Below are 23,582 nucleotides of genomic sequence, written 5' to 3'. Positions count from 1 at the left end.
TCACTAAGACTAAAACTAAATCAAAATGTAGGGGCTAACGCGCCGACGCAGAAGCGGAAGCAGAAGCCGACGCAGACGGTGCAGCAGAAGCGCTCGCACTCGAACCCCTACCCGAACTGGAAGAGGCCACATACATGTCTACATTACTACCAACCGTGACCTTGGTGCCAGATGAGGGGGTAGTACGAAGCACCGTACCGGGGGCCGCCGTGTCCGAATTCTCATAATGCAGAGAAACATTCACACCCAGAGCGGCAACAGCCTTCGACGCCTCATCAACGTTCTTACCCTCAAGGTTCGACGGCAAAGTCACCGACTTCGGACCGGTGGAATAGCGAACAGTCACGCTATTACCCTGCTCCAAAGTACCCGTCGGAGAAACCGAAATCACCGTGTTCTCCGGCTGAGTAGACTCAACACCCTCAGTCTTGGGGGACAAGCCAAGGTTCTTCAGCTCGTTCACCGCATCCTGCAGTTCACGACCCTCATAGTTAATCGCGTTGATGGTCACCTTCTGCTTTGCAGCACGGGCAGAAGCAGACTCAGTCGGCTCCACCGTCGAAACGGTACCCGTGTTCGTCGGAACAACAGACGAAGAAGCGCTCGGAACCGGATCAGTCGAACCGCCACCACTATTGGAGGAGAGGACCGTCCAAATACCGCCAGCAATCAGCACGATTGCCAGAAGCAGAGCAACCCACATCCACACGTTCGATCCACGCTTAGCCGGAGGGGCAACAGCAGCCTTCACACGACCCGAAGCTGGACGCATGGTCTGCGCACCCGTACGAGGAATAGGCGCCGTCGTCGGCTCCGGCGAGAAACGACCACCAGAACCAAAACGCGGAGTAGCAGAAGCGCTAATCGGCTCCGCCGCCACATCCATAGCAGTCATAGCGACAGTACCGTCGTCAGCATTCTCCTCAGCCAAGAACTGCGCCAGCGGAGGAACAGCCTTCACCGCTGCCTTCAGATCGCGGCGACGAATCGCATCCACCGCAGACGCCAGAGCGGTCGCATCCTTAGGACGCTGAGCCGGGTCCTTCGCCAGCAGACACATAATCAGCGCACGAGCAGGAGCCGGGATGGTCTCCGGAAGCGGCGGCGGCGGGTCATTCACCTGAGCCAACGCAATCGCAATCTGCGACTCACCTGTAAACGGACGACGACCCACCAGGCACTCATAACCAATAATGCCCAATGAGTACATATCCGAAGACGCGGTAGCCGCCTGACCGGTTGCCTGCTCCGGCGCCAGGTACTGGGCGGTACCCATCACCTGGCCGGTAGCCGTCAACGGCACCTGGTTAGCCAGACGAGCAATACCGAAATCGGTCACCTTCACACGGTCATCCGGAGTGATGATGAGGTTACCCGGCTTCACGTCACGATGCACCAGACCCTGCGAATGAGCCGCAGCCAACGCGCGAGCGGTCTGAGCAATGAAGTTCAGAATACGGTCCGGCGGCAGGGTAGTCTCATGCTCGATGATGCTCGAAAGCGGATTACCCGGCACCAGTTCCATGACCAGGTACGCGGAGTTGTCCTCCTCACCGTAGTCAAAAACATTCGCTACGCCGGGGTGGTTCAACAGCGCCGTATTACGGGCCTCAGCGCGGAAACGCTCCAAGAAGCCCGGGTCACCGGTGTACTCCTCCTTGAGGATCTTGACCGCAACGATGCGCCCAAGCACCTTGTCGCGAGCTTTCCACACCTCGCCCATACCGCCAATCGCGATACGTTCGGTTAGGGTGTAGCGCCCGCCCAAAGTGATATCAGCCGCAGGCCTCACTTGTTCAACACCGCCTCAAAGAGTTGCTTACTAGTACTGGTTGCCAACTGGGCACCGGTAGCCACGTCAATATCCTCGTAGACCACAGCAATCGCAATCTGAGGATCATCAGCCGGCGCGAAACCGGTAAACCAAGAATTATTCAAACCTGCCGTGGTCTCCGCGGTACCGGTCTTACCCGCCACCTTCACACCGGAGACACCAGCATTACGTGCAATACCATTATCAACCGCATTCACCATCCACTGCTTCACCTGGTTAGCAATTTCAGGGCTAGTGGACGTACGCAGCTTCTCAGGAGAGAACTCCTGCAAAGTGCTCAGGTTGCTGGTCTTCACCGAACGAATCAGGTTCGGCTTCATCTGCACGCCGCCATTTGCAATCGCTGCAGAAGTCATCGCCACCTGCAGCGGAGTGGTCTTCACGTCGTACTGACCAATCGCCGACTGGGCCAGCTGGCTCTGCGTCAGATTCGACGGGAAAGACGACTTAGAAACCGTCAAAGGAATCTTCAAATCCTGGCCGTAACCAAAATTCTCAGCGGTCTTCGCGATACGCTCCTGACCCAAATCCATCGCAATCTGCGCAAACGGCGTATTACAGGACTGAGCCAAAGCCCACTCAATCGTCACCTGAGTGCGGGTCGAACACTGACCGCCCGTATAGTTCGGCAGGCTGATGTTCGTGCCCGGCAGCGGCAACTGCGCGGGGTTCGCAATGACCGAAGATGCGTTGTACTTGCCGGACTCCAGCGCCGCCACCGCATCAATAATCTTGAAGGTCGAACCCGGCGAATAGGTGTTACCCGCAATCGCACGGTTAAACAGGGGGCTGTCCTCATCAGAAGTCAGAGCCTGGTAATTTGCCAACACCGAAGAGCTCGTATGAGACGACAGAAGATTCGGATCATAGGACGGCGAAGAAGCCATCGCCAGAATCTCACCAGTCTTCGGGTTCAACGCCACCACAGCACCCTTACGGCCCTGCAACGCGTTATAGGCAATATCCTGAAGCTTCGAATTAATCGTCAGCTCCACGCTAGCGCCCTGCGCAGAAGAACCACTGAACAGCTGCGCCACACGGTCGTAGAACTGGCTATCGCTCGTGCCGGCAAGCTCCTTATCCATAGCAGCTTCCAAACCGGTCGCGCCATAAATCGTGGAGAAATAACCGGTCAGAGCCGCATACTTAAGCGGGTGGTTATACACACGCTGGTAGTTGTACTCATCATCAGACTTCACCGACGAAGCAATCTCCGTACCATCAACCACAATCGAACCACGTGCCGAACCGTAATTGTCGTAGAGCGCTCGAGAATTCCACTGATTATTCATCAGCGTCTTCGAATCGAAGAACTGAATATAGCTGAGGGTACCCATCAGCAGGACAAACACGCACGCGGCAGACATCCACATGCGGCGAATAGCCCTATCCATTCTTCTCACCTCCAGAATCCTTAGCCGTAATACGCGCCAGAACGCTAGTAGCACCCTCCGGCTCGTAGCTAGTGTCCGCATGGTCAATACCCTGCGGAGCATCATAACCAGCCACCAGGTGAGGTGCGCGGGCACTATGAGAAATCGACAGCCACAGCGCCACAATAATCCAGTTAGCCACCAACGAGGAGCCACCGGCAGACATGAAAGGAGTCGTCAGACCAGTCAGCGGAATCAAGCGAGTCACGCCACCAATCACCACGAACAGCTGCAGAACCATGACCGTAGACAGGCCAGCAGCCAGCAGCTTACCGAAACCATCACGAGTACCCAACGCCGCACGGTAACCGCGCGAAACCAGGAGCATGAACATCATCAGGATCGCGCCCAGACCAACCAGGCCCAGCTCCTCACCCAACGAGGAAATAATCATGTCCGAGTTAGCGTACGGGACGAGGTTCGCGCGGCCCTGACCCCAACCGCGGCCAAAAAGACCGCCATAAGCCAGGCCGAAAACGCCCTGCAGAATCTGACCCGAACCGCCAGGAGACGCCTGGTAAATCTCCGGAGCAAAAGCATGCACCCACGCATAAATACGGGCGTGCACGTGCGAGACATAGTGGTACGCGAAATAGCCACCCACAGCCATACCGATACCCGCAACCACCAGCCACGAAATACGACCGGTCGACAGGTACAGCATCGCCATGAACAGACCAAAGAACATGATTGCCGAACCAAGGTCCTTCTGGAACACCAGAACACCCAGGCTCACAATCCACGCCAAGAACACCGGCGCCAAATCACGCAGACGCGGCAGATTAATCGGACCAATACGGCGGCCAGCCACCAGAATCAGGTCACGGTGCGTCGCCAAATAGCCGGCGAAGAAAATCGCCAAAGTAATCTTCGCGACCTCACCCGGCTGGAACGTGCGGTTACCGATATGAATCCAAATACGAGCACCATTAAGCTCCATACCCAGACCCGGAACCAGCGGCATGATGAGCAGAATCATCGACAACACCAGCGAGGTGTACGTGACCTTACGTAGCAGACGGTAATCCCTGAGCACGAACACGATAATCGCGCACAGCACCATAGACACGCCGGTCCACATCAGCTGACCATCACCCACCGGCGCCGCAATCTGCGGGTCCAGACGATAAATCATGGTCAAACCAATACCGTTCAGCGCCACCACCAGCGGCAGAATAAACGGATCAGCATAACGTGCGCGGAACTGCATGACTAGGTGAATCAGAAGAGCACCGGCACCCAGCACCACCGTGCACGGCAACCACTGGCTCTTCGACGTATCAAAAGCATGCTCCGGATCAATCAGATACATGCCGAACGAGCTGATACCCACCGCCAAAACCAGCAGGAAAAGCTCCGTGAAACGGCGTGCACGAGGCGCATCCGACTCACGACGGAACGAGAACTTAGCCATTATTCTCACCGCCTACCGCAGCAGGAGCCTCCGAAGAAGCCTGCTCAGGAGCCGGGGATGCCGAATCAGAGCCCGGTGCTTCAGAGCTCGGAGCCTCACTGGGTGCCGCAGAGCTCGGGGAAGCGGAAGCGGAAGCCGAGGCAGACGCTGCAGCCTGCTCAGCCTTCTCACGCGTCTGATCCGCTTGAGTCTTCAAACGAGACACAATCTGGTGCGCATCATCCAGGTCCTTCGCCGTAATCGCATTACGCAACAAAGAACGCGTATGATCGCTCAGCTCACTCGTAGGAATATCGGTATTCTCCACCACGTAAGAAAGGCGAATCGGGCCCAACGCATGCGGAATACCGTTGTACACCGCAACCGTGCCGTCACTCTCACCCACATAGTAGCTACGCTCTACATAACGCAGACCGGTCCACGCAGCCAACGTCAAAACAGCCGCAACCAGCAGAGTAATAAACAGGCGAATCGGCCACGACCTCGGACGCGAACGCTCCTCAGTGTCCTCAGCAATCAGCTCCTCCAGCTCAGCCGGCAGGGCCGCCTCATCAGACTCAACCTTCAACGGCACACGCTGAGCCACCGTCGCACGATGCTCCAGGGTACGAGAAGTCACCGCCGGAATCATGCCGGTCTCAGTAGCCACCGAAGCGGCACCAACCAGCTGATGCGGGCGGGAACCCAACTCGCTACGCAAAATCGCAGCGTTCGTAAGAGCCGCATCCACGGCGTTATCGTACGTACCGATATGGTGACGAACCGCCCCAGAACCGCTGTGCAACAGGGTGCCAGAGAAGTCACGAGCACGACGGAAACGGCGCAACGACCGACGATGATGCTCCTCAGAGTCCTCATCATGGTGCGCACCCAAAAAAGCCTCAGCAGCTTCAGCCGTGGCAGCAACCTCGGGAAGCTTCTGAGTGTTCGTGCTGACCTCCTGCTCCGCCACAATCGAATCAGGTAGGGCAGACTCAGGCAGGCTCGAAGGACCCACCGGCTCATCCACCGGCAGAACCTCACGGTCAATCACCTGCAGAGACACAACCGTGACATTGTCCGGAGCGCCACGCTCCAAGGTCATTGCAACCAGAGTGTCAGCAATCTCAGACAGGTCATCGGTAGAACGCATCACCTGCTCAATCTCCGCCAGGGACACCACAGCATCCAAACCGTCCGAAGAGAGCACCCAGCGCTCGCCAGGAACAGCGTCCAGAGTCTTCAACTCCAGCTCAGGAGACGCGTCAACATCACCCAGAACGCGCATAATCACGTTCTTATGCGGGTGGTTCTCCGCCTCCTGCGGGGTAATACGACCCTCATTGAGCAGACGCTGCACAAACGTATGGTCAGTAGAAATCTGCTCAAACTCGCCATCAGCACCCGGACGCAGACGATACGCACGCGAATCACCAATATGGGCGAACTCAATGCAATCACCATCAATCAGCAGGGCAGTACAGGTCGTACCCATACCCGCCAGCTGAGGGTCATTAGCAGCCAGCTCATTAATAATCAGGTTCGCGCTCTGAATCTCATCAGCCAGATAAACGCTACCGGTACCATCCTCAAAGTCAGGGTGGTCAAGCGGAGTCAAATTCAAAACCGTCGTAGCCGACGCAACATCGCCGCCCACGTGACCGCCCATGCCATCAGCAACGACAGCAAGGAAACGACCACCGTAGCCGGAGTCATCATTCTTCGAGCGTTTCAGACCCGTATCAGAGCGGGCCTCAAAACGAAAAGCGATCTTCATACACTAGCCCCTCAACTGCATGGTGGTACCGCCAACGCGGAAATCATCACCGGGCTCAATCGGGGTCGCACGAGTCAGACGCTCGCCATTGACGAACGTACCATTAGTAGAATTCAAATCCTCCAGGAACCAACGGGAACCCTGAGGGAACAGGCGCGCATGGCGACCCGAGGCGTAATCATCCTGCAGAGACACCTCAATGTCATTAGCGCGGCCAATAGTAATCGGCTGGTCGCCCAGCTGCATCATGGCGCCAGCCTGCGCACCGGCAGTAATCACAAGCTGCGAAGGGCGAGTCGGCGGAGGCACAATATGGGTAGCCTCCGGAACTGCATCAACCGGCGCCGCACGATAGTTCTTACCCAAACCAAGGTCACGGCGAGCAGCCGAAACCACCAGGAAAACAAAGAACCAGATGAGCGCCAGAAAAGCGTAACGAAGGATAGTAACAGTCAGTTCGGACGCCATTAACGGACACCTCCGGTCGAACTATGGAAGATGATGCGGGTATTACCCATGCGAAGCAGCGAACCGTTCGCCAGCACCACCGGCGCACGCAGAGGCGCACCATTAATCAACGTGCCGTTGGTAGAACCCATATCGGTGGCGACCACCGCACCACCCTGCATCGAAAGCTGCAGGTGACGGCGAGAAACACCCTTATCGTCCAGACGAAAATCAGCATCAGAACCGCGGCCCAGCACAAACGGCAGGTGGTTCACCGGGTGCATGCGACCCTCAATCTCCAAGAAGAAACGGGGAGCTGCCGTTGCCGGGGGTGCTACAGGCATGCTCGGGCGCGCCGCAGGAACCTGCTGAGGCGCAGGGCTCGGTGCGGGCTGCGCCGGCTGAGCAGCCGGCTTCGTAATGCGGGTCGGCAAAGAAGACTCACGCGGCGGACGCACCGGCGCATAGTTAGTAGCACCACGCAAAGACGGGGACGCCGGAGCCTCCGGCACAGAGAACGGCTCGAAAGTCGCAACAACCTCAAACTCGCCCTCAGAGAGAGAATCAAGAACATTGAAGGTCACGCGAACCGCGCCAATGAGGGTGTAACCCTGCGCGCGGGCGTGCGAAATCGCCAAATCGCACAGCTCAACAGCGAACGGGTTGCCCCACTCGCGCACGCGCGGGAAATCGACCGGCGCGAAACGCAGAGTGTAGACATTAGGAGCCATGGTGCGACCGCTGCCGTCCACGTAGGACTCGTCATCCATCATGATGCGGACGCGGTTAGCGACATCCGCCTTCGCAAAGGTGCCGAAGCCCTTGGAAAGGCCGACAGTGCGACCGATGCCTTGCTCCAGCTTGCCCAGCTTGTCGAAAAACTTCATGCCGCCTCCTTCTCAACGACCATTCCGAGCAACAGACCGCGTAAACGGTCTTTATCCGAAAGGCTCAGTTTAACGAGCGTGTCTGTGCGTTAGCTGTGTGTCCTGTGAATGAACACACCCGATTCTATTTTAGGTGATGCACTCGTCATCGCTCTGGAACCCCGTCATTTAGCGGGGAAATGGTTATGGATATGAAAAAATCCCCGGTTCTTTCGAACCGGGGATCGTTGGTGCGCGAGGGGGGAGTTGAACCCCCACGCCCTCACGGGCACACGGACCTGAACCGTGCGCGTCTGCCTATTCCGCCACTCGCGCATGTGTCTTACGGTGTATCACCGCAGGCAACACATAAAACTATACGGACTGCATACGGTACTGTCCAATTGAGAGAGTGTGACCTTCGTTACTTTAGGGTGGTGGAGGGTTCAGAGGGAGCCTCCGAGCCGTTACCAGCCACCCTCCTCGGAAGTTGCAGTATCGGAAGCAGCCGCAGAAGCCTGCGCTCCGCGTTCCTGCTCAGTACGCTCCCGATCAATGCGTTCCAGACGCGCACGCAACAACCACGTCACCGGACCCACATACGGCAGACACAGCACCAGCAGAAGCCACTTCAACTTCTGTACCTCCGAAAAATGCGGGTTCCGATGAATCGTCACCAGGCACAGCAGCGCCAACGCAATACCCGCCAGAAAAACAACCGTGACCACCAGCTCCAGTACGGCATGCCAATCCATAAACCCTCCTAATATCCTTCCTAAGGATACAGACCCCGAATATGCCCCGGGATATGCATCAGGATGCGCCCAGAACGTGCGCTGGCAGGCACGCCATCCGCACGCCCCTCGGGCGTGTAAAAGGGTCCGCCCCGCACACAGCAGGACGGACCCTCCGCAAAGCCTTACGCAGAAACCTGCGTGTAGCTCACAAACTAGCGGCTAGCCTTCTTAGCCTTCTTAGCGGCACGACGCTCAGCAACCTTCGCATCATACTCAGCCCAGAACTCACGGGTAGTCACCGCATCGGTGCCATCCCACGCCGCCAGATTCTTAATCTCCGGCATATCCGAAGCCTTGAAAATCGGCTCCAAACCAGCCTTACGCTGAGCCTCGTAATTCTTCAAGACCGCAACCACCTTCGGGGTCAGCAGCAGCACAGCCGTCAAGTTCACAATCACCATGCCGGCATTCAGCATATCCGCGGTAGTCCACACCAGATCCAGCGAAGAAATCGCGCCGAAGAACACGAACGCCAGAACCAGCACCCGGAAAATAGTCATCGGCAGCTTACGCTCAGTCACGAAACGCATGTTCGACTCGCCGTAGTAGTAGTTACCAATCACGGTCGAGAACGCAAACATGAAAATAGCGATGGTCAAGAAGTGAACCGCCCAATCGCCCAGCTGCATAGCCAGCGCCGACTGAGTCAGCGACGCACCACGAGAACGATCACCATAGGTCGGGTTCGACAGCAGAACAATAAACGCAGTCACAGTACACGCCATCATGGTGTCAAAGTAAACACCCAGAGTCTGCACGTAACCCTGCTTAGCCGGGTGAGAAATAGTAGCGGTCGCGCCAGCGTTCGGAGCAGTACCCATACCCGCCTCGTTAGTCAGCAGGCCACGCTTCATACCCCAAATCACGGCGCCCATGGTACCGCCGGTCACGAACTCCTTAATGCCGAAAGCACCTTGGAAAATCATCAGCAGCATGTTCGGGACCTCAGTGATGTTCAGCAGAACAACCAGCAGACCCAGCAGCAGATACAGCACCGCCATAATCGGCACCAGCCACTCAGTCACCGAAGAAATCGCGCGAATACCACCGAAAATAATAGCCGCAGTCAGCGCCACCATAATCAGACCAATAGTGATGCGGAAGCCCATCGAGTTAGTACCCGAAACGTCAATATTGAACGAGTTCGCCGCAGCATCCACCACAGCATTCGTCTGAACCGCCACAAACACAAACGCGTAAGTGATCACAATGAACGCCACGAAGATATAACCCATCCAACGAGCATTCAGACCGCGCTTCATGTAGTACGCCGGACCACCAATATAGGAATCCTTACCGCGCTCCTTATACAGCTGACCCAGAAGGGACTCCGCGAAAGCAGAAGCTGCACCAACAGCAGCAATAACCCACATCCAGAACACAGCACCCGGGCCGCCCATAGCAATAGCCAAAGCAACACCCGCAACAGTACCGGTACCCACACGAGAAGCAGCCGAAACAGTAAACGCACGGAACGAAGAAATACTCTTCTTACCGTCAGCCTCACGAGCAACCGGGTCACCCAGGACACGAACCATTTCCTTAATGGAGCGCCACTGTACGCCGCGGGTACGAATCGTAATGTACAGACCAGCAGCAATCAGAGCGTAGTAGAGGAAATTACTCCACATCCAGTTCTGCACGGCATCCACGGTGGAAGTCAGCCCCGCAGTATGCGTATTAATGTCCCCGATGATATTCAGAAGAAAATCCACTCGGCACTCCAATCTTGAAAGCAAAAAGCCCGCACGCTCAAACCCGGAAGACGGATAACGTGTGGGCTACATTGCTGGGTGGTGCGGACTCACGCCGCGCAGCGGAGCCAATATACGCTCCGCATGATTAGTCACCCCATTGTGGGACGCGCAACCCTCACGGAGCAACTTAAAAAGGGGTCAAACGCAAAATGTAACGAATACTTAATATACGGACAGAGTAAATATAGGCTCCGTGAGGGTTCCACCAATACTAGTGGGGCGGGCACAAAAAGCCCGGCACAAGGTACAAAACCTCGCACCGGGCTTAGCGAATAAACGGGGGTGTCGGCCGGGCTATGAACGCTCAGGCTTCACAAACGGGAACGACAACACCCCACGAATCTGCGTCTGAGCCAACAGCATCACCAAACGGTCCACACCCAGACCCAAACCACCCGTCGGCGGCATACCCGTCTCCAAGGCGTAAAGGAAATCCTCATCCACCTCCATCGCCTCCAGGTCACCCGAAGCCGCCTTCAACGACTGCTCCGTCAGGCGCTCACGCTGCACCAGCGGATCAGCCAACTCAGAATAAGCACAGCCCATCTCCATGCCGTTAATCACCAAATCCCAACGCTCCGCCAAACCCGGAACACTACGATGCGGCGCCGCAAGCGGACTCGTCTCGGCAGGGAAATCCGTATAGAACGTCGGCTCCACCGTATGTGCCTCAACCAGCTCACCATACAGCTCCTCAACGATGGCACCCGGACCCATACCCTCATGAACACGCACACCGTGCTGCTGCGCCAAAGCCAGCAGCTCCTCAAAATCCGTCTGCACATCCACACGGCGACCCAGCGCCTCCGACAGGGCATCACACACCGACACCACACGCCACGGACCCGACACATCAGACACCGTGCGCTCACTCGAAGCCTTATGCCCCAGCGGCAAAGACACCGAACCAAACACCGCCTGGGCAGCATCCTTAATCAGACGCTCCGTCAACTGCCGCATCTGCACATAATCCGCATACGGACGGTACGCCTCAAGCACCGTAAACTCCGGGTTATGGGTCGCATCAGCACCCTCATTACGGAAATCACGACCCAGCTCATACACCGGACCGCTGCCGCCGACCACCAGACGCTTCAAATACAGCTCCGGCGCAATACGCAACGTCAAATCCTCACCATAGGCGTTGATATACGTGCGGAACGGACGCGCGCTCGCGCCACCGTGCACCGTATGCAGAATCGGGGTCTCCACCTCAAGGAAACCCTCCGCATCTAGGCGGGCACGCAACGCCTTAATGACCGCGGTGCGCAGACGCAGATTCTGCATCTGATCCGGATGCACCAATAGGTCCGTGGAACGGCGACGCAGGCGCGCCTCCGGATCAGTAAAAGAGTCGAAGGGGATGGGGTGAAGGCTCTTCGACGCCATGCTCCAGGAGGAAGCAATCAGCGATAGAGTGCCGGTGCGGCTCACCCCGTAGGTGCCCTGCACGGTGATGATGTCACCGGTGTCCAGGTTGCGGGAGGCAAGGCTCAGCGGGCGCTCGCCCACCAGGCTGCGTTCCATGATGACCTGCAGGGTTTTGTCACCTTCAATAAGAGTCACAAAGAGAACTCCACCGTGGTTGCGAAGCGCGCGAACACGCCCCGAAACCATGAATTCCGAATCTGGAATATTTTCAGAAGAGAATATACGCAGAGCATCCTTGACACCCAGCACAGAGGCAGCAGTACCAGCCTTTTCACCGCCCAGCGAATACGGCTCCATACCCGCCGCACGCAGTGCTTCCAGATGGCGCAGACGATGCTGAGTCTGATCGCTACGCGACACCTCAGGAAGCTCTTCCACAGTAGCGAGCTGCATCTGGTGAAGAGCCTCCAACTCACCTGCAGAAAGATGCTGCTCCTGATCCTGCAAACGGCGCGCCGACAGATTTGGCAAGAAACCCTCCGCCATGCCCGCAGCAAACACAACATTCACCATCGCCAACGTCGGCTCCGTCGCCACATAACGAGGAACCCACAGCGGGGCAAACTTCAGATTGAAACGATACAGGCGGCGCAACTGCAGAAAACGATCCAGCACACCCAAAGAACGGGATGCGAAACGGTTCCACGCCGACGCACCCACCTGATCCGCAGCCTCAAAAATATGGCCAAACATCGCAAAATTCAGCGACACCCGACGTACACCCAGCGCCGCCGCCTGCTCCATGAGCGAGGCCACCATAAACTCCACCACACCATTAGGTGCATCAGGGGAGCGGCGCATAACGTCCAGCGATAGGCCGATAGGACCCCAGGGGACGAAGGACAGTAGGGCCACCATCTGACCAGCCTCATCATGCGTAGAAACCAGCAGAGAGGAAGAATCCGCCGGATCATTCACACGATTCAGAGCCATCGAAAAACCGCGCTCCACACGCCCATGACGCCACGCAGAAATATTCTCCGCAACCTGCTGACGCTGCTGCTCGTTCAACTCTGAAAAACGGCGGATCTGCACTGTATACCCGCCGCGGCGCACACGCTGAACCGCCTGACGCACCGGCAACATCGACGTGTCATTGAGCGTGAAACGATCCGCCTCAAGGACCGCCTCCTCACCCATCTGAATAATCGACAGACCCGCCCGGTTATAGGCGCGCGCACCCGCCTCACTCACGCTCAGCGCCGCAGGAACCCAACCGTAACTACGTGCCTGTAGCATCCACTGCTCGATCGCGGCATCCCACGAATCGGGGTCACCCACCGGGTCACTCGACGCCAAGCACACCGAACCCACCGAACGGTACGTAATCGCCGCCCTCTGATCCGGAGAGAAAATCACCTGCTTATCGCGGCGCGTCGAAAAATAGGAGAGTGAATCATTGGCGCCATACTGCTGCAGCAGAGCGCGAATCTTCAGCTCCTTCTCACCGGTCCAGGCGTCCGGGGCACGATAACCGCGAGCCAACAGATACAGCGCCGCAACCAGCGAGGCACCGTAACCAAAAGACGCCAAGAAAGCCACCACATCAGCAGACCACACGCCAGGATGGGTACGCTCAATACCCATGCCGTGCATCAGCAACTCCCACGGGGTCACCGAACGCAACGGCTCCCACACGCCGATGTGGCAGAGGTACCAGAGCACCAGAGTAGTCAGCAGGATGCCGCCAACAGCCGTAGCCGCCGCACCCGCCCACGAGAGGCGACCAATGCGTGCCGGGAACGCCGAACGAATCGAGAAAAGGAAAGGCACCAGCGCACACGCAAACACGATGGAGAGCGTATCGACCGTCGAGGAGAAAATACGGTCCTTCGGCATAATCCCCGCGGGGAACACCAGCGTGAAGGCGCTATGGGTCGCAATCAGCGCGCCAAGCACCTGAAAAACGATGGCGGCAATGAGAGCGGCACGCTTGCGCACAATCAGCCCGGACACAAGCACAATCATCGTAATGGCGCTGGGTAGCGTGTGCGTGGAGGGAATATTCAGCAGGTCAGCGGTGACTTCCCACCAAGTGAAGCCGCGACCGTGCCGCAGAGGAGAGATAATCCACGCGAACGTGGTCAGTAGCGCGGCAAAAGAATACACCCCGATCACCACGCGTGCTGATATCTCTGCATACCTTGAGGGAGGCGCAGGCGCCTGTCTTGCTCGTGCTGTACGGCGACGTGAGGTAGTGCGGTGAGACATCATTATCAGCGAGGAATCGGGGTGTAGAGAAGGTAGTAGACCTTAGAGGTTCTGGCTAGGCTTCAGCCTTCGGGTCACGGTAGGTGCCCTCGAAGACGTCGGGGATGCCGTTGTCGTCAGCGTCCACGCTTTCCTTCTCAGCCAGGGCACGGTAGTGCTTGTTACGGCGAGACAGGATAGCCGCGCCCACAATGGCAGCCAGAACAGAGCCAACGAGAATCGCAATCTTTGCGTCTTCGGTGTGCGGAGAGCCGTGCGGGAAGGACAGCTCAGCGACCAGCAGGGACACGGTGAAGCCGATACCGCCGGTTGCAGCCAGACCGATCACGTCAATCCATGCGATGTCCGGATCGAGGTTAGCGTTCTTGAAGCGAGTCACGAGCCAGGTGGTGCCGAAAATACCGATGGTTTTACCGGCAACCAGTGCGACCATAATGCCGACCGCCACCGAGTCGGTGAGGGCGCGTCCGAGGCCTTCAAAACCGCCCACAGCCACACCCGCGCTGAAGAATGCGAAAATCGGCACGCAGATGCCGGTAGAGAGGGGACGGAATCGGTGCTCCAGCACCTCTGCAAGACCGTGTTCAGCCTGCGCCGCCTCAGAGCGAGCGGACATCTTCACGGGCACCAGGAAGCCGAGAACCACACCAGAAATGGTCGCGTGAATACCGGACTCGAGGAAGAGTGCCCAGGTGATAATACCCAGGGGCAGAAGCAGCAGCCAGGCAGCCAGCGGCTTCAGGTGCAGCATGGTCTCACCGCGGTAGGCAATGAACGCGAAAAGAGCGAGGGGAATGAGCGCGAAGAGCAGGTACTCGCCGTGGAAGTTATTGGTGTAGAAGATCGCGATAATGCAGATTGCAATCAGGTCATCGACCACAGCCAGAGTCAGCAGGAAGACACGCATCGCCGAGGGGAGGAAAGTACCCACGGCAGCGAGAACAGACACCGCAAACGCAATATCGGTTGCGGTGGGGATTGCCCAGCCGTGCAGAGCGGTGGGGCTGGTGAAGTTCAGCGCCGTGTAGATAATCGCGGGCACTGCCACGCCACCGAAGGCGGCCGCAATCGGCACAATAGCGGTGGAGGGCGACTTGAGGTCACCAATCACGAATTCCTTCTTCAGCTCCAGGCCGGTGAGGAAGAAGAAAACGACGAGCAGACCGTCTGCTGCCCAGGTTCCGATGCTCATCTGCAGGTGGTTGAAGCCGGGGATGACCGGGCCAACAACGGTGTCTCGCAGACCAAAATAGAAGGTGGATGCGGGGGTGTTGGCGAGTACTACTGCCAGCACCGTCGCAATCAGAAGTACGGTACCGCCGACTGATTCTGCACGCAGAATGTCGGCTACGCGGCGTGAGTTGCTATATGAGCCGCGGCTGAGGGTATCTGGATTGGTGTGAGTCATTCTCTCCTCTTTCTGCCGCGATATTATGCGGCATCTAAGGCTTTTAAGTTTACTCTGCACTGTATGAGTATTCGAGTAGCTTCTGGCGGCTTTTAGCTCATGGGCGGTGCACCGCGGTGTGCTTTCATGGCGTATATACATAAACGTTCCGCCCTCCCCACGGCGTGTGGGGAGGGCGGAACGTTTAATATTTTGCAGATATTCTGCGTGGTCGACTAGGTGTCTAGCCGCCTGAACGCAAGATTAGGAACCAGCGATTGCGGGTGCGCCGGACTCCTGGCCGTGGTCGTGTGCCAGCTCGCGTGCAACGTAGTTCTCCAGGTCGAAGAGGTTGCCGTTTGCGCGCTTCACGATGGTCACCAGGGTCTCCATGGTTGCAACTTCCTCAACCTGTTCCTTCAGGAACCAGAGGATGAACTGCTCGCCCAGTGCGTAGTTCTCAGCGCGTGCTGCGGAGAACAGGGCCTCGATCTGACCGGTGACAGCCTTCTCCTGTGCCAGGGACATGTCAACGATTTCCTGAACGTTCTCGAAGTCGTTCTTGACAGCGGGAACAGCGGGGATCTCGACCTTGTGGCCGCGGTCCAGCTTGTACTGAACCATCATGAGTGCGTGCTCGCGCTCTTCGAGGGACTGCTGGTAGAAGAACTTAGCCAGCTGGGGAAGGTCCTCACCGTCGAGCCAGATAGCCATGGACAGGTACTGGTGGGATGCAGCGAACTCGTGGCCGATCTGCTCGTTCAGAAGGTCGTAGAAAGACTTAGACATATGGTTTCTCCTTATCTGGTGGTTGCTTTTGGGTGCCGGGATGGCGCGGTGCAACCTGTTGATATTTATCGTAAGGGGTGGGGTGCGCCATGTACAGAGAGAAAAGGCTAATCGGTGAATCAGATAAGGTACCCCTGACATATTGTCACCACAACCCTTAGTGTGGATAGCCTGAATATTTTCTTTGGATTGTGTGGTATTGGGTGTGTTTCCTTGAGATTTCGCGGTTTAACAGGGATAGACAGCGGGTTTAAAAACCACAACCCCTACAGCTCAAGGTAAACATAGAGACACCATGTTGGGTGCCTGCGCACGGGGCTAGAGGGCGCAAAAAAATCTTAAAAATCTCTCGAAAATGCGGCGAAATTGATGTGGTCAGAACCCCGATGCGCCCCCAACCACCTCCGTAAAGGTTGTTCTGCGCGCGCCTTTAAAGAGATAAGGCACGTTCCCGGTGGGAATGTGCCTTATCTCTGGTTCTCTCAACTCTCATCCCTCTGTGGGGTGGAGGAGGTTAGTGTGCGGGGTATTCCCCACGCTGCAGTGCATCAATCGAGATGACGTTTGAAGGAGTATCACCCAGAACAGCCTTACCGATCTCGGCAAGCTGCTCAACCTGCTCGGGGGTGAGGTGATCGAAAATTTGGCGGCGTACTTCGCCAACATGGCTGGGTGCGACTTCCTGGATCTTCTGCTCGCCTGCGGGGAGCAGGTGGCAGATGCTCACACGGCGGTCTTCAGCACTGAGGGAACGGCGGACGTATCCATCCTTCTCCAAACGCGCTACGACTCGTGAGAGGCGTGCGGGAAGAGTGTTCGTAGTGATTGCCAGCTCGGTCATGGTCAGGGAATGATCCTTGGACTCGGAGAGCATTGCGAGCACCATGTATTCAACAAAGCTAATGCCAGCCTCGGTCTGTAGCTGATTCTCTAGCTTGCGGGTGAGGCTGAAGATGATGGAGCTGATAAAGAGCCAGCCTTCTCTCTCTTGCGGGGAGAGCCACTGGGTGGATTCGCTGTGCGAGGCATTCTCCGGCTGCTGCGCAGACGTGGTTGGTATGGACACGAGATTGGTTCCTCTTTTATCGGATATGGAGCTCTCTTAAATAAAGAGAGAAGTGGCGTGTTGGCACCCATTGTAGCGAAAGGTCTGACTAGGTGACTCAAAATTGGTACGGTCAAGTAATGGTTGACACTTTGGTGCTAATTTTTTGAGGGGTGCTAGGGGTATCTTTTTGCACGCGGTGACTGCAAATACCCAGGGTAAGCAAGTGATATGCGACATATTTAAAAAGATTTCTGGTACAAGTATAGACGAGACCATACCAAGAAGCACCTCCGTGCATAATGCCAACTTCCGCGGAATATCAGGGTTTTTTGGGTGGTGGAAGAAAATTCTCGGGCCGGCAAAGAGTGTTCCGAGGTCGAAAAATAACGAAACGGTAACAAAAATTTTAAAAAAATCTCGGTTTTGGCTTTGCAACCGTAATGAAACCGTGTACACTAATTACATAACGGGGTCGAAGGAAGCCTCCGAGGCGAGACCGGAAGCTCGCTTCGATAGGTTCGACTCTCTATTTATCGGTGATTGTCGTCGGTGTACGAGTAACTCGTATTTCTACCGACGGATGTGCGGTGCGGGTGCAGTTCGTGGTTGGGCTGCATTCCGTACCGTATCTTTTTAACTCAAATTTCTATCAACTCACTCTAAGAGCATCCAATGGTCGGGTGCTCTTTTTCTTTACCCTCATATCGGCATCAGCAAGAGCGCTGTACGAGCCGGGGGAGGAGCATACGAGGAGGCGCAAACACCTGTGCTGTTATGTAGCTATACAAGTGTGGCTACGCCGCCTGGCTACACTGCGTACCTGCGGTATTGTCGTGCCGTATCGTGCCAGGAGTGTTATCCACAGGGGTTATCCACAGTGTGGAGAACTTACACGCATGTGATTTGGCAGAGCAGAATCGAGGTCCTCCCCAGGTTTAATTTAAGAGTGCTACAGAAAAATTCTTGTAATTACAGGCTTTCACGACCATTAAAACCGAGGGTAAGTTCTTAAACAGAAGACCTTTTTATCTTTAAATCCGCGGAACCCGAAAATTTCCACAGCTGTGGATAACCCTGTGCACTTAATCCACCGCCTCCGGCGTAAGGAGGCGCGTAAGATCGCTCGGCGGCTCTGTTGGCACTCAATATTTTGGCTAGTAGAAGGAAAAACGCCCCGGATGAGGGCGAAAATTCTGCAGTTTATCCCCCGCGCATCCCCAAAATAGGATGTTATCCACAGCAGTTATCCACAGTGTGGAGAACTTACAGTACTGTTATTCACATGAGTGCATACCCCGGTATTTCGCGGCAGAAAGGGGTGTAAGCCTTAAATAGCCTGTTGATACACACGGTTTTCCACAGCTGTGGGGAAAAGTCTCCGCCTAAAATCCACAGGCTCGAGCGAGGTCTTACATAAATGTGACGCTCCCCAACTCATGAAAAGTAAAGTAAACGCTACGCTGGTAATCTTTAATACAAGCCAAGTTTTCTAATGAAAGGCATCATCATGGCTGAAAAGTACACCCTCCCCGAGCTCCCCTACGACTACGCGGCGCTCGAGCCCCACATCTCCGCAAAGATCATGGAGCTGCACCACGACAAGCACCACGCAGCATACGTTGCAGGCGCTAACGCAGCTCTCGAGCAGCTTGAAGAGGCACGCGAGAACGGTGCATACGGCAACGTCTCCAAGCTCTCCAAGGACCTGGCGTTCAACCTGGGTGGCCACACCAACCACTCCATCTTCTGGAACAACCTGTCCCCCGAGGGCGGCGACAAGCCCACCGGCGAGCTGGCAGCGGCAATCGACGAGTTCTTCGGCTCCTTCGACAAGTTCCGTGAGCACTTCACCAATGTTGCACTGACCATTCAGGGCTCCGGCTGGGCAATCCTCGCATGGGACACCGTTGGCAAGCGCCTCATCATCGAGCAGCTTTACGACCAGCAGGGCAACATCTCCGTTGCGCTGATCCCCGTTCTGCAGCTGGACATGTGGGAGCACGCATTCTACCTGGACTACCAGAACGTCAAGGGCGAGTACGTCAAGGCATTCTGGAACATTGTGAACTGGGCTGACGTTCAGGCTCGCTTCGAGCGCGCAGTGTCCCAGACCAAGGGCCTGGTCCTCTAATCTAGATTTTCGTCAGCGCGGTGAAGTGGCCGCGGTGAGGTAACTGAAACGGGTGCCCGGCGCCTCCATATTCGGAGGTGCCGGGCACCCGTTCGTTTTATGGTGCGGCTATTAGCCCCGCGGGGTTGGGTGCGGAACTCTAGAGCGCCAGCGTGCGGTCAATGCGGATGCGGCGGCAAAAATCCTCATCATGGCTCACCACGATGAGCGCACCCGTATAGGCTTCGAGCGCCTGCACCAACCAATCCACCGAAGAAATATCGAGGTTGTTCGTCGGCTCATCCAGCATGAGCAGTTGCGGCACCGGATCTGCCAGAAGCACCTGCGCCACCGCGGCGCGGAACCGCTCACCGCCGGAGAGGTCACCGGTCTTATGGTGCACGCTCTCGCGGCGGAAAAGCAGGCGCGCCAACTGGTCGCGCAGATGCTGCTCGCTCACCCCGGGGTTAGCACGCTGCACGCTCTGCAAGAGGGTGAGCTGCGGGTCGAGGGTGATGCGCTGCGGAATGTACGCCCCCTCGAGGCAATAGTCGACCCGGTAGGCGGGCTGCACGGGGGAGCGGTACTCCGGGTCTTTTGCGTGGGCAATTGCCTCAAGGAGGGTGGTCTTGCCGCTGCCGTTCGCACCGGTGATGCGCAGATGCTCGGGGCCGCTGAGAATCAGGTGTTCGGGGTGCTCCACAGGGGTTCCCTGCCGGCTCTCGCCATCTGCCTCAACGGGTGAAAAATGCAGAGAATCAACCTTAGTGGGTTGCTGAGTGGTAAATGTTTCACGTGAAACCTGCTGAGGGTTAGTCCCACGAGAATCAACCCTGTGCAGCTCCAGTACCTTGCGCCCCGCGGGTAGGGGCTGCTGGCTCAGCTCGGCATAGATTTTCTCCTGCACGCGCACCTCATCCTGGGCGTTCTGGTATTCCTCCTGAGCCTGCTCCTGCTTGCCGACGCGCAGGCCGCGAAGCTTCGCCGCCGCCTGCCGGGAGGCATCTTTCGCTAGATCAAGAATCGTGTCCGGCTGGTCGTCCTTCCAGACCTGCGCCATGTTCTTCGAGATAATCTCCTGTGCCTGCACCCACTCACGATGCGCCGAACGCACCCGGTTCTTCGCCTCGCTCACGCGACGCTGAGCCGCCTGCTGTTCGGTGTCCAGCGCCTGCCGGTAGGTGCTGTAGTTACCCTCGAAGAGGCGCAGGTGAGCCAGCCCCTGGCGGTCGGCGTGAAGCTCGGCAATCACGTTCACGCGCTCCAGTAGGTCGCGGTCGTGGCTGATAATGAGCGCCGGGCAGGGCAGCGCCTCCAGTGCGGCGAAGAGCTGAGCCTTCGCCGCGGAATCAAGGTTGTTCGTCGGCTCATCGAGCAGAATGAACTCGGGGTCAGAAATCATCAGCGAGGCAAGCGCGGCAATGACCGCCTCACCACCGGAGAAACTGCGCATGCTGCGGGCAAAGAGTGCGCGAACCGCCTGCGGGTCGTCACGGTTAACCAGGGCCGCCGGGGTGAAACCGTAGGTCGCAAGAGCCGCCAGGGTGCGCTCCTCAACGTCCCAGTTATCCCCGATGGTCTCATAGAGTTCGGGGGAGTACTCGCCGGATTCCACCGCCTGTAGCGCCCGCAGAATCTCGGAGATTCCGCAGAGCTCGGCGAGGGTCTGCTCCCGGTCCAGGCCCAAATCTTGAGGTAGATACGCCATGTGTTCCGGCGCCGCCAAAGAACCGGAATCCGGGGTCAAATCACCCAAAATCAACCTCATGAGGGTTGTTTTTCCGCAACCATTATCGCCAATAAGGCCGGTTAGAGACGCCGAAAATACCGCCGAAAGGTTCGCAAAAAGCGGAGGCTGGCTCGGGTGCGCAAAGTGCAGATGAGCGATACTAATGTGCGCCGCCGCGTGGGAAGTGGCGTGCGAGCGGGCATCGCGGGAAGAAGCGGAACGGGGAAAGGTCGCCTGCGGCTGAAGTACGTGTGTCATACGAGCTCCTTGAGGTATGGATGCTCGGGTGCTCTCAAACTCCGACGGTGGTGCGTTGCAGTAGTGTGCCGGCGGTTTGGGGGTGCCTATGCTGAGCGCGTGGCGGTAAGAGGATCGCCCCAAAAAGAGCGCGAAAAAACCCGAGCGTAACGGTGGATGTACCTGTGCCCGGGTGCGTGCGCACTGATTGGAACACGTAGGAAACGTGTCCGTAGAGCTGCTACGTGAGCGCGCGAAAAATTCTGTGAGGTCCGGGCTTATGCTCGGTGGGTCATTTCTTTGATGCCTCCTAGATTCCGAATACCGCCCCGGTCGCGCCTTGGGTGGCTTCGGTCAAACGATACGTTCAGCTCCGTAACTACCCCCACGATGGGGCGGCGTCGGAAGAGAGCTGAGGACTCCAGCATAGGAACTAACTGGGCGCTGAGTCAAACACCTTCCTATGTAGGAGAAGATTCAGCGTGCTGATTCCCTGAATGGTTCCTTCCCGAGAGTTTTTGTTGAAAGGTTGAGTGTGCGGTCAATGCGGATGCGGCGGCAGAAGTCCTCATCATGGCTCACCACGATGAGCGCGCCGGTGTAGGCTTCGAGCGCCTGCACCAGCCAATCCACCGAGGAAATGTCGAGGTTATTCGTCGGCTCATCCAATATGAGTAGCTGCGGCACCGGATCTGCCAGAAGTACCTGTGCCACCGCGGCACGGAAGCGCTCACCTCCGGATAAATCCCCAATGCGCTGATGTACGCTTTCGCGACGGAAAAGCAGTCGCGCCAGCTGATCCCGAAGATGCTGTTCGCTCACCCCGGGGTTAGCCCGCTGCACGCTCTGCAGGAGGGTGAGCTCCGGGTCGAGGATGATGCGCTGCGGCAGGTATGCGGTGTTGTCCAGGCGGTAGAGCACTCGGTATGCAGGCGGCACTGGGGAACGGTAATCAGGGTCATTTGCGTGCGCTATCGCATTGAGAAGCACAGTCTTGCCACTGCCGTTTGCTCCCGTGATGCGCAGGTGTTCGGGTCCGGTCAGGATAAGAACCTCGGGAAAATCTTGGATTTGAAGCAGATAATCAACTTTATATGGTTGTGTTTCACGTGAAACGGTGTTTTGGGTGTATGCATTCTTAAGGTCGGCGCTCTGCAGTGTAGATGCGCAAGAGTCGTTCTTCACCCGATGTAATTCCAGTACTTTCCGCCCCAATGGGAGTGCATCCTGAACAAGTTCCAGATAGATACGCTCCTGCACGCGCAGGTTCTCTTGGGCTTCTCCAACTGCTGCACGTGCATCCGCCACCATGCTTTCGTGGGCTGTGTGAAGTTTCCCGGCAGAGCGCTCTGAACTGTTTTTATCCAGGCCCATAGCCATGCCAGGTTTCCGCTTTGACCGTTCAAATTCGCGGCCTCGGCGGGCGTTGCGATCGAGCTTAATCTGGTTCTCGGTGCGCTCACGCACAGCCTTACGCGCCTCATTCTTCGCCTCGGTCACGCGACGCTGAGCCGCCTGCTGCTCGGTCTCCAGCGCCTGCCGGTATGTGCTGTAGTTACCCTCGAAGAGGCGCAGATGCGCCAGCCCCTGGCGGTCGGCGTGAAGCTCGGCAATCACGTTCACGTGCTCCAGCAGATCGCGGTCGTGGCTAATGATGAGTGCCGGGCAGGTGAGGGTTTCAAGAGCCGTATAAAGCCGATTCTTCGCCGAAGAATCCAGATTATTTGTGGGCTCATCCAGCAGAATGAACTCGGGGTTTGAATATAGAAGCGCGGTGAGTGCGGCTGTGACCGTCTGACCACCTGAAAAGGTGCTAAGAGGACGCATCAGAAGGTTGCGACGGGCCTGTGTATCGGTCGTAGTGAGGGCAGGACCAAAACCATGTTCGGCAAGGGCTGCGAGGGTACGTTCTTCAATATCCCAGGCGTCGCCTATGGTGTCGTAAAGGCAGGGGGAATAGTCGCCCGATTCCAGTGCATCAAGCGCCTGCAGTATTTTTGTAATTCCAAAAATATCAGCAAGATGCTGATGCCCACTCAACCCTAAATCTTGCGGTAGGTACGCTATGCGCGGTGGGGTGCTGATTATCCCTTGACTAGGGTTTATGTCGCCAAGAATAAGTCTGAAGAGGGTAGTTTTTCCGGCGCCGTTATCGCCGATAAGCCCGGTGAGTGGCGCAGAAAATACCGCGGAAAGGTCGGTGAAAAGCGGGGGCTCACCCGGATGTGCGTACGAAATATGGTCGAGTGTAATGTGACGTGACATGGGCCGAGTTCCTTCGAGTAGGTGCTCGGATTCCTGCCAGCGCACATGAAGGCGTGAAGGCATGAAAAAAC

Annotated in this window: 15 protein-coding genes and 1 tRNA gene; 1 reads left to right on the top strand and 15 read right to left on the bottom strand. The window is 56.9% G+C overall.

Features of this window, described 5'->3' with window-relative positions:
* Positions 1–34: 34 nt before the first annotated feature.
* From HMPREF2765_RS02515 to HMPREF2765_RS02455, 13 genes are all read right to left on the bottom strand, one after another.
* Positions 35–1,792 carry a protein kinase domain-containing protein gene (locus HMPREF2765_RS02515; RefSeq protein WP_070505496.1) on the bottom strand — a complete coding sequence of 586 codons (1,758 nt, stop codon included), beginning with the start codon at positions 1,790–1,792 and terminating at the stop codon, positions 35–37.
* Positions 1,789–3,228: a peptidoglycan D,D-transpeptidase FtsI family protein gene (locus tag HMPREF2765_RS02510; protein ID WP_049345751.1), complete on the bottom strand. Its 1,440-nt coding sequence runs from the start codon at positions 3,226–3,228 to the stop codon at positions 1,789–1,791. Before HMPREF2765_RS02510 ends, HMPREF2765_RS02515 begins: the two co-directional genes overlap by 4 nt.
* Entirely contained in the window at positions 3,221–4,681 is a 1,461-nt protein-coding gene (locus HMPREF2765_RS02505) for an FtsW/RodA/SpoVE family cell cycle protein (protein WP_070604197.1), read from the bottom strand. Before HMPREF2765_RS02505 ends, HMPREF2765_RS02510 begins: the two co-directional genes overlap by 8 nt.
* A complete protein-coding gene (locus HMPREF2765_RS02500; protein ID WP_070604196.1) occupies positions 4,674–6,437 on the bottom strand; it encodes a PP2C family protein-serine/threonine phosphatase in 1,764 nt (587 codons plus the stop codon). The genes HMPREF2765_RS02505 and HMPREF2765_RS02500 overlap by 8 nt, the downstream gene beginning before the upstream one ends.
* Positions 6,438–6,440: 3 nt before the next feature.
* On the bottom strand, positions 6,441–6,905 hold the full coding sequence (locus tag HMPREF2765_RS02495; protein WP_049341961.1) for an FHA domain-containing protein FhaB/FipA: 465 nt from the start codon (positions 6,903–6,905) through the stop codon (positions 6,441–6,443).
* Complete coding sequence (locus HMPREF2765_RS02490; RefSeq protein ID WP_049352861.1) at positions 6,905–7,771, bottom strand: FhaA domain-containing protein; 867 nt, start codon at positions 7,769–7,771, stop codon at positions 6,905–6,907. Before HMPREF2765_RS02490 ends, HMPREF2765_RS02495 begins: the two co-directional genes overlap by 1 nt.
* 228 nt (positions 7,772–7,999) lie before the next feature.
* A tRNA-Leu gene (locus HMPREF2765_RS02485) sits at positions 8,000–8,086 on the bottom strand.
* A gap of 131 nt (positions 8,087–8,217) precedes the next feature.
* Entirely contained in the window at positions 8,218–8,505 is a 288-nt protein-coding gene (locus HMPREF2765_RS02480) for a PLDc N-terminal domain-containing protein (RefSeq protein ID WP_044150893.1), read from the bottom strand.
* Positions 8,506–8,699: 194 nt separating this feature from the next.
* Positions 8,700–10,262, bottom strand: a complete 1,563-nt coding sequence (locus HMPREF2765_RS02475) for an alanine/glycine:cation symporter family protein (protein WP_049352860.1) — start codon at positions 10,260–10,262, stop codon at positions 8,700–8,702.
* A 336-nt stretch (positions 10,263–10,598) separates the two neighbouring features.
* Positions 10,599–13,949: a bifunctional lysylphosphatidylglycerol synthetase/lysine--tRNA ligase LysX gene (lysX, locus tag HMPREF2765_RS02470; protein WP_083303607.1), complete on the bottom strand. Its 3,351-nt coding sequence runs from the start codon at positions 13,947–13,949 to the stop codon at positions 10,599–10,601.
* A 52-nt stretch (positions 13,950–14,001) separates the two neighbouring features.
* A complete protein-coding gene (gene nhaA, locus HMPREF2765_RS02465; protein WP_049341966.1) occupies positions 14,002–15,354 on the bottom strand; it encodes a Na+/H+ antiporter NhaA in 1,353 nt (450 codons plus the stop codon).
* Between the two features lie 243 nt (positions 15,355–15,597).
* Positions 15,598–16,122, bottom strand: coding sequence for a ferritin (locus tag HMPREF2765_RS02460; protein WP_049341967.1), 525 nt, complete (start codon positions 16,120–16,122; stop codon positions 15,598–15,600).
* A 514-nt stretch (positions 16,123–16,636) separates the two neighbouring features.
* The gene (locus HMPREF2765_RS02455) at positions 16,637–17,188 is read right to left on the bottom strand and encodes a MarR family winged helix-turn-helix transcriptional regulator (protein WP_080975570.1); all 552 of its coding nucleotides are present in this window, start codon (positions 17,186–17,188) and stop codon (positions 16,637–16,639) included.
* A 1,489-nt stretch (positions 17,189–18,677) separates the two neighbouring features.
* On the opposite strand from HMPREF2765_RS02455, the gene HMPREF2765_RS02450 reads away from it, so the two are divergent.
* Entirely contained in the window at positions 18,678–19,301 is a 624-nt protein-coding gene (locus HMPREF2765_RS02450) for a superoxide dismutase (protein WP_005507370.1), read from the top strand.
* A 139-nt stretch (positions 19,302–19,440) separates the two neighbouring features.
* Here HMPREF2765_RS02450 and HMPREF2765_RS02445 read toward each other — a convergent pair whose 3' ends face one another.
* Positions 19,441–21,267, bottom strand: a complete 1,827-nt coding sequence (locus tag HMPREF2765_RS02445; RefSeq protein WP_070604194.1) for an ATP-binding cassette domain-containing protein — start codon at positions 21,265–21,267, stop codon at positions 19,441–19,443.
* Between the two features lie 456 nt (positions 21,268–21,723).
* Positions 21,724–23,511, bottom strand: a complete 1,788-nt coding sequence (locus tag HMPREF2765_RS02440) for an ATP-binding cassette domain-containing protein (RefSeq protein WP_070604193.1) — start codon at positions 23,509–23,511, stop codon at positions 21,724–21,726.
* Between the last annotated feature and the right edge of the window lie 71 nt (positions 23,512–23,582).

The sequence above is a fragment of the Rothia sp. HMSC062H08 genome (assembly GCF_001810775.1).
In the GTDB taxonomy this organism is placed as follows: domain Bacteria; phylum Actinomycetota; class Actinomycetes; order Actinomycetales; family Micrococcaceae; genus Rothia.
The sequence above is the reverse complement of the archived record's forward strand: the minus strand, read 5'-3'. Positions and strand labels throughout refer to the sequence as shown.